This is a genomic window from Flavobacterium hydrocarbonoxydans (genome assembly GCF_009789235.1).
GTDB classification, from domain to species: Bacteria; Bacteroidota; Bacteroidia; order Flavobacteriales; family Flavobacteriaceae; genus Flavobacterium; species Flavobacterium hydrocarbonoxydans.
This window is the reverse complement of sequence record NZ_WSTB01000012.1, coordinates 125125-133141: the sequence shown is the minus strand read 5'-3', so window position 1 is coordinate 133141 and position 8017 is coordinate 125125. Positions and strand designations below refer to the sequence as shown.

The window sequence follows — 8017 nt, the reverse complement described above, 5'->3', positions numbered from 1 at the left end:
ACACAAATTCCAACTACTTCGGGTTCTACTGTGGGTATTGCAACAACTTCAACTTTGGCGAGAGCTACAGATAGTTTCAAAAATGGTACTGCAAGTTTAAAAGCCGTTTTAAACGATAATACTTCGGTTACAACAAACTGGTTAGTGCGTTTACTTTCTGGTGGAGGAACTCCTGCAAACAATCAGGCTTTTGTAGGTAATCAGGGATCTTTTGGATTTTGGTTAAAAACAAGTACGGCCAATACTGGAGCAACAGTAACAGCTTGGATTGATGATGCTGATGGTTTAGAAGAATTGCCTCCATTAGCAATTATCAATAACGGAGCATGGAATTACTACGAATGGTTTTTACCGACTGCTGCAGGAACAACCATTACAACAGGTAACGGTATTGTTGGAGGAGCTTCAGTAACCCTTGATGCTATTGTTATTAAACAAAATAACACTGCAGCTGCAATGACAGTTTGGATCGATGATATTCAGCATAATTATATTTCGGGATGTTCCGGAACTAGAAAAATGGATGATATTCAGGAATTAGAAAAAGAAAAAATAGTTTCTGAATTGATAGTCTATCCAAATCCAACAAACGGAATTTTGAATTTAACTTTAGAAAACAATTCAAAATCGGATGTCCGATTGTTTAATATGACGGGACAACAAATCTTAAACACTTCTTTTGAAGGCAATGAACAACAACTGGATCTAAGCAGTTTTGGACAAGGAATTTATATACTTCAGGTTGTTACTGATGGAAAAGCCACGACAAAAAAAATAATTTTAAACAAATAATATTTTATAACTACCCAAACATTAATATAATCAGATGGTTGGGTAGTTTTTTTTAATTTTTATAGAATTAAAACATTTTAATAACAATTTATTATTTTACAACTCCAAAAACAACAATTTTAATTCGTCATTTAGACCAGGTTTTAATAGTATCCTTATGAATAAATTTTTCACTTTTGTTTTATTATTAAATTGTTTAGTTATTTCCCATGCCCAAACTTTTCAGGAAAAATTACAAACAGCAGTAACAACTTCTTGGGAAAAAAGCGGACTTCCAGGCGTTTCTATTGCAGTATCAACGCCAGATAAAGGGATGGTTTATGCAAATTCCGGAGTAGGAAATGTATTTACATCATCAGTAATAATTCCTAATACGACACAATACAGAATTGCAAGTGCTACCAAAAATTTTGTTGCTGTTTTGATTATGAGATTGCAGGAAGCGGGTTATTTTAATATAGAGGACAAATTAGCAAAACATCTAGTTGTACCGGATTTACCAAACGCTTATAATATTACTATTAAACAATTGTTAGAACATTCTTCAGCGGTAGGAGATTATTTAAACGATAGCAAACCCTTTATTGATAATTTGATTCCGGATAGAATTTTTACCAATTCAGAAATAATAGGTTATCTGGATCAGATGGAGCCTAAATTTACTCCTGGATGTTCTTACGAATATTCTAATGGAGGCTATTTTTTACTAGGAATGCTTATCGAAAAAAAGACCGGAAAACCATTAGATGTGGCTATTCAGGAATGGATTTGCAATCCTCTGGATTTAAAAAATACTTTTATGGATTTTACTAGTGATACTACGCATAAAATAGCAAATTTGGCAGAAGGCACAAGAGCTTATAGCTATTCACCAACATCTGTAAAGGCTGCTGGAGCAATAGTTTCTACTACCGAGGATATGGCCAAATATTGTAAAGCAATTTACGGCGGTAATTATTTAAGTCAAAATTCAATACATATAATGACTACACATTCTGAAGTGAATGAAAATTATGGTTTAGGAACGCGGCTTTTTACTTCGGAAAAAGGAGTTAAATTTCACGGTCATACAGGAACCATTTTAGGCTATAATTCTTTGATGTATTATATTCCGTCAATGGATGTTTCAGTAGCTATTACGACTAATGCTTATGCTGAAAAATTTGCATTATGGAAAGCCGTAAGAGATGCTGTTTACAATGTGGTAGAACAAGAATATTTGCCCGTAACAAATTTAGAAGCGCCCAAAGCAATTCAGTTGGGCGAATAATTTATTTTTTTTCAGATAATTTTTTAAGTATCCTATCCAATAAATTCTATTATTTTTTGAATGATATGTTTATCGCCTAATATTTTTCGATGACCTAAACCTTCAGTCAAAATAAGTTGGCCATTTTCTAAATGTTTATGGATATGAATTGCTGCTTTGAGCGGCACATCATGATCCTCTTTGTCATGTATGACTAAAACAGGATTTTTCACTTCTTCTGCAGCTTTGTAAGCCGAAAAGTCATTCATTTTGACCTGATATTTATCTTCAAAATAACTACATAAATATTGGCTGTAAATTGGTTTTAATTTCATTTTCGAAATAAAATCATCTAAAATATCCTGTACAATATCGCCGCTGCCTATAATAACAGCTTTTTTTACCTTTAAACCTCTTTTTATAGCATTTAGAACAGACATTCCGCCTAATGAATGTCCAATAGCTATTTCAAAAGGTCCATATTGTTTTTCAATTTCTAAAATAGAAGCAATAAAATCCATCATAATAGCCGTTTTTCCAACTGATTTTCCATGAGCTGGAGCATCAAAACTAATAGTTGAAAACCCATGTGCTACTAATTCATCTGCGATTTTAAATAATTGTGTTCCGCGTCCTGACCAGCCGTGTACTAATAAAATTTTCTTTTCACTTTTACCATATTCATAAACCAGAATTTCTTTGTCTATCGCACCAACATATAAAGTTTTTTGAATACTTTTTTGATCCATCTCCAATTCCCTTGTAGGAATTTTATGTTTTATTGGAGTTGTAAAGAGTTTTGCCGCAAATGAGGTCGCTAATTTTGACGAAATAAAGGAGCTTATTTTAAGTGGCACCAGAATATACTGAGGAATTTTCAAGGATTGCGTTTTATTGTGAGATTTTTTTGTCATTTTAATAAATCGTAATTTGTTTATAGATTTAATTATTTTTTTGCTAAATTTAAAAAAACATAAAAGTAACATAAATAGTAGCTACTTATTTAACTTTTATAGTGCATTTAATCTTATTTACATTCTATAAAATTTAATAAATGGAAATTTTTCATATTAGTGCTGAGTGTTATCCTATGGCAAAAGTTGGCGGATTGGCCGATGTTGTTGGAGCATTACCTAAATATCAAAAAAAAGCAGGTCATGAGGTTCGGGTTGTCGTTCCTTGTTATGATACAAAATTCAAAAAAGAAAATGAATTCGAATGCGTACACTGGGGAGATGTAAAATTGGGCAATTTTAATTTTCCGTTCAGTGTTCTTAAGGAGAAAACAGACAAACTGGGTTTCGAATTGTATTTAATAGAAATTAAAGAGCTTTTTGATAGGCCCAATGTTTATAGCTATCAGGATGATGTTGAGCGGTTTGTCGCTTTTCAGATAGCCACTTTAGACTGGATTATCGGAAGAGAAACCATTCCGGATATTATCAATTGTCACGATCATCATACAGGACTTATTCCGTTTATGATAAAATACAGTTATAAATATGCTAAAATAGAAAAAGTACGCACAGCCATTACAATACATAATGGGTTGTATCAAGGTCAGTTTGGTTTTGATAAACTATATTATATACCTGAATTTGATTTGAAGCATATTGGATTTTTGGATTGGAGCAACGCCATAAACCCATTGGCGGTAGCCGTAAAATGTGCACATGCTGTAACGACTGTTTCTCCAAGTTATTTAGATGAAATAAATGTTTTTGCAAATGGCTTAGAAATGCTTTTCAATTCGGTTAGAGACAAGTCAAAAGGGATTTTAAATGGAATTGACATTGAAGTTTGGAATCCAGCGAAAGACAAAATGATAGCAGAAACTTTTTCGATAAAAACCTTCGAAAAGGGAAAGCAAAAAAATAAAGAAAAGCTTTGTGAAATATTCGAATTAGACCCAACAAAACCATTGTTTAGTTTTATTGGCCGTTTATTTGATGAAAAAGGAGGGGATTTATTACCGCAGGCTTCGGCTTTGGCACTGTCCGAAAATTTTCAGGAAATAAACATTCTTATTTTAGGTTCAGGTAATCCTATTATTGAAGAACAATTAGCAGCATTAAAAAATGATTATAAAGGCAATTACAATGCTTTTATTGGATATAATGAAGAATTGTCGCATTTGATTTATGCGGGTTCTGATTTTATATTAATGCCTTCAAGAGTAGAACCTTGTGGGTTAAACCAAATGTATTCGTTGCGATACGGAACTATTCCGATAGTAAGAAGAACAGGCGGTTTGAAAGATACTATTATCGATTTTGGCGATAACGGAAACGGAATTTGCCATAATCAAGCGTCGGTTGGGGATATAGTGTATTCTATAAATAGGGCAGTTGGGCTCTATAAGAATAAAGAAAGTTTTAATAAAATAAGAAAACTAGGAATGGGGATTGATCATTCCTGGGAAAGAGTTTGTCAAGAATACATCGAAATTTACAACTTAATAATTCAGAAAAATGAAGGTTAACAAAAAGGGAGTAGTTGCAATTATTTTAGGGGGAGGTCAAGGATCTCGTTTGTATCCATTAACTGAAACAAGATCTAAACCTGCAGTACCAATTGGAGGAAAATACAGATTGGTCGATATACCAATTTCAAATTGTATCAACTCAGATATTTATAAAATGTTTGTGCTGACACAGTTTAATTCTGCATCATTGAATGCACATATCAAAAACACCTATAATTTTAGTGTTTTTAGCAATGCTTTTGTTGATATTCTGGCAGCAGAGCAAACTCCTGATAACCCAACCTGGTTTCAGGGTACAGCCGATGCCGTAAGACAATGTATGCCTCATTTTTTGAATCATGATTTTGAATATGCTTTGATTCTTTCCGGAGACCAGTTATACGAAATGGATTTTAATGCGATGATCAAAGAACACATTAAAAAAGAGGCAGATATTTCTATTGCTACACTTCCGGTAAATGCCAAAGACGCACCTGAGTTTGGAATTCTAAAAACCAATTCAGCAAGTGAAATTATCTCTTTTATCGAAAAACCAAATGCTTCTTTATTACCTGACTGGGAATCCGAAGTGAGTGATGAAATGAAAAGTCAGGGAAAACATTATCTGGCTTCGATGGGTATTTATATCTTCAACCGTAAACTTTTGATAGAATTGATGTCTAATCAGGAAACAAAAGATTTTGGTAAAGAAATTATTCCACAAGCGGTTGGTAATAAAAAAATATTAAGTTACCAATACGAAGGATACTGGACAGATATCGGAAATATTGACTCTTTCTTCGAAGCTAACATTGGGTTGACAGACGATTTGCCAAAATTTAATTTGTTCGATAATGACAAGAAAATTTTCACGAGGCCAAGGTTATTACCACCATCAAAATTTTTCAAAACTACAGTTGACAAAACACTAATTTCTGAAGGCTGTATTATAAATGCTAAAGAAATTATTCGATCTGTTATCGGGATTCGTTCCAGAATTGGTGCGGATACGATTATTGAAAATTGTTATGTAATGGGGAATGACTTGTATCAAAATCTAAATGATTTAGAGGAAGATATAGAAAATGGCAGAAAACATATTGGTATTGGTGAAAGATGTTTTATCAAAAATGCAATTGTAGATAAAAACTGCCGCATCGGAAATGATGTTTACATCAACGGTGGACCACATTTAGAAAATATTTCAAGTGATTTATATGCTATAAAAGATGGAATTGTGGTGATAAAAAAATCAGTAACGATTCCGGATAATTTTAGAATTGATTAAAAGTTTTTAGTTCTTGCTAATTAGTTCTTAGTGATTTGTAAAGTGTAATGTTTTGTACTTAATATCAATGGCTAAGGGCTAATTACTCTGTATCAAAAACAAACAAAAAACGAAGTACCAAGGTACTAATTACTAAGAACTCAATTATGCCCAACGTTATTACACATTCTCTATTTACAGATTTCGACATCGATTTATTCAAAGCCGGTAAACACTATAAATTATATGAAAAATTAGGTGCTCATTTAGTTGAAGTCAATGGTGTTAAAGGCGTTTATTTTGCCGTTTGGGCTCCAACTGCACAATCTGTTTCTGTTGTTGGGGATTTTAATTATTGGACACAAGGCGAACATCTTCTACAAGTACGTTGGGACTCTTCAGGCATTTGGGAGGGTTTTATCCCGAATCTTGCTAAAGGTTCCATTTATAAGTATAAAATACAATCAAATATCAATGGAGTTGTTACCGAAAAAGCAGACCCGTTTTCGTTATATTGTGAAAAACCGCCTCATACAGCTTCGGTAGTCTGGGATTTAGATTATAACTGGAAAGATACAAAATGGATGGAAACACGTCAGGAAAACAATAGTCTTGACAAACCTTATTCTGTTTATGAAGTGCATTTAGGTTCCTGGAAACGAGCTGATAATAATAGGTTTTTGACTTATTTAGAATTGGCTGATGATTTGGTAAATTATGTAAAAGAAACAGGATTTACTCATGTTGAGTTCATGCCCGTTATGGAATATCCTTACGATCCATCCTGGGGATATCAATTAGTAGGTTATTTTGCGCCAACTTCCCGTTTTGGGAAACCACAGGATTTCATGGTTTTGGTAGATAAGCTGCATCAGGCAGGAATTGGAGTCATTCTGGACTGGGTTCCGTCGCATTTTCCTGATGATGCGCATGGTTTAGGCTTTTTTGATGGTTCACATTTATATGAGCATCCGGATCGCAGAAAAGGCTATCATCCAGACTGGAAAAGTTTAGTATTTAATTACGGTCGTAACGAAGTTAGAGCTTTTTTAATCAGTAATGCTGTTTTTTGGCTGAGCCAATATCACGCTGATGGATTAAGAGTAGATGCGGTTGCCTCTATGTTATATTTAGATTATTCCCGAAAAGATGGCGAATGGGAACCTAATATTTATGGAGGAAATGAAAATCTGGAAACCATAAGTTTTCTTAAAGAATTTAATGAGGTTATCTACGCCAATTTTGATGGTGTCCAGACTATTGCTGAAGAAAGTACATCCTTCCCGATGGTTTCCAGACCAACATTTGCAGGAGGTTTAGGTTTTGGAATGAAATGGATGATGGGATGGATGCACGATACGCTGGAATACTTTCAAAAAGATTCGATTTATAGAAAATACCATCAGAACGATTTGACTTTTTCGATGACGTACGCTTTTACAGAAAACTTTATGTTACCGTTTTCGCATGATGAAGTAGTCTATGGAAAACAATCAATTGCCAATAAGATGACGGGTGATGAATGGCAAAAATTCGCTAATCTCAGATTATTATACGGTTATATGTTTACGCATCCTGGAACAAAACTTTTATTTATGGGATCTGAATTTGGACAAAGTGACGAATGGAATTTTGAAAAAAGTCTGGATTGGCACTTGTTACAGTATGACTATCATAAAGGAATTAAACAAACTATAACAGATCTGAACCAATTGTATAAAAACAATCCTGCCTTGTATGAAAAGCAATTTTCAGGGGAAGGATTTGAATGGATAAATTATTCAGACCATCAAAATGCAGTCTTGTCTTACATTCGAAAGGGAAATGATGAAAAGGAAAACTTAGTGGTAGTTTGTAATTTTACACCTGTTGTAAGAGAAAATTACCGTATTGGAATTCCGAAAAAAGGAAAATTAAAAGAAATTTTTAATACCGATTCCAGCCTATATGGAGGAAGTGGAATTACAAATTCAGGAACTTTAAAAGTAGATTCTTCTCCGTATGACGGAAGAGATTATTCGATAGAATTGACTTTACCACCATTGAGTGTAACAGTTTATTCAATTGCATAAAAAAACGTTTATTTTTTTTGCTGTCATTTTGCAATTTTGAGCTTTCTAAATTGCATAATTTTCGATTTCGAAGTGCAAAAATTATCATTCAATCAGAAATATCGTTTTCGTTAAAAACCCTATTATTTTTAGGGCTACACTGGTATTTTTTGTACGTTTGAAATACAATTAAG

At 33.4% G+C, this 8017-nt stretch carries 6 protein-coding genes; 5 read left to right on the top strand and 1 reads right to left on the bottom strand.

From position 1 onward, the window contains the following. Both GON26_RS18605 and GON26_RS18600 read left to right on the top strand, forming a co-directional pair. On the top strand, window positions 1–792 hold a 792-nt coding region (locus GON26_RS18605), incomplete at its 5' end, for a T9SS type A sorting domain-containing protein (protein ID WP_160376275.1). 157 nt (window positions 793–949) lie between these two features. After that, a complete protein-coding gene (locus GON26_RS18600) occupies window positions 950–2062 on the top strand; it encodes a serine hydrolase domain-containing protein (RefSeq protein ID WP_160376274.1) in 1113 nt (370 codons plus the stop codon). A gap of 32 nt (window positions 2063–2094) precedes the next feature. Here the strand turns inward: GON26_RS18600 and GON26_RS18595 are convergent, their stop codons facing one another. Further along, a complete protein-coding gene (locus tag GON26_RS18595; RefSeq protein ID WP_160376273.1) occupies window positions 2095–2955 on the bottom strand; it encodes an alpha/beta hydrolase in 861 nt (286 codons plus the stop codon). 140 nt (window positions 2956–3095) lie between these two features. Between GON26_RS18595 and GON26_RS18590 the strand changes: the two genes are divergently transcribed. The 3 genes from GON26_RS18590 (at window position 3096) to glgB (ending at window position 7844) form a co-directional block, all read left to right on the top strand. After that, on the top strand, window positions 3096–4523 hold the full coding sequence (locus GON26_RS18590) for a glycogen synthase (RefSeq protein WP_160376272.1): 1428 nt from the start codon (window positions 3096–3098) through the stop codon (window positions 4521–4523). Beyond that, window positions 4513–5793, top strand: a complete 1281-nt coding sequence (locus tag GON26_RS18585) for a glucose-1-phosphate adenylyltransferase (RefSeq protein ID WP_160376271.1) — start codon at window positions 4513–4515, stop codon at window positions 5791–5793. Before GON26_RS18590 ends, GON26_RS18585 begins: the two co-directional genes overlap by 11 nt. Before the next feature lie 146 nt (window positions 5794–5939). Further along, window positions 5940–7844, top strand: a complete 1905-nt coding sequence (gene glgB, locus GON26_RS18580) for a 1,4-alpha-glucan branching protein GlgB (RefSeq protein WP_160376270.1) — start codon at window positions 5940–5942, stop codon at window positions 7842–7844. Window positions 7845–8017 lie beyond the last annotated feature (173 nt).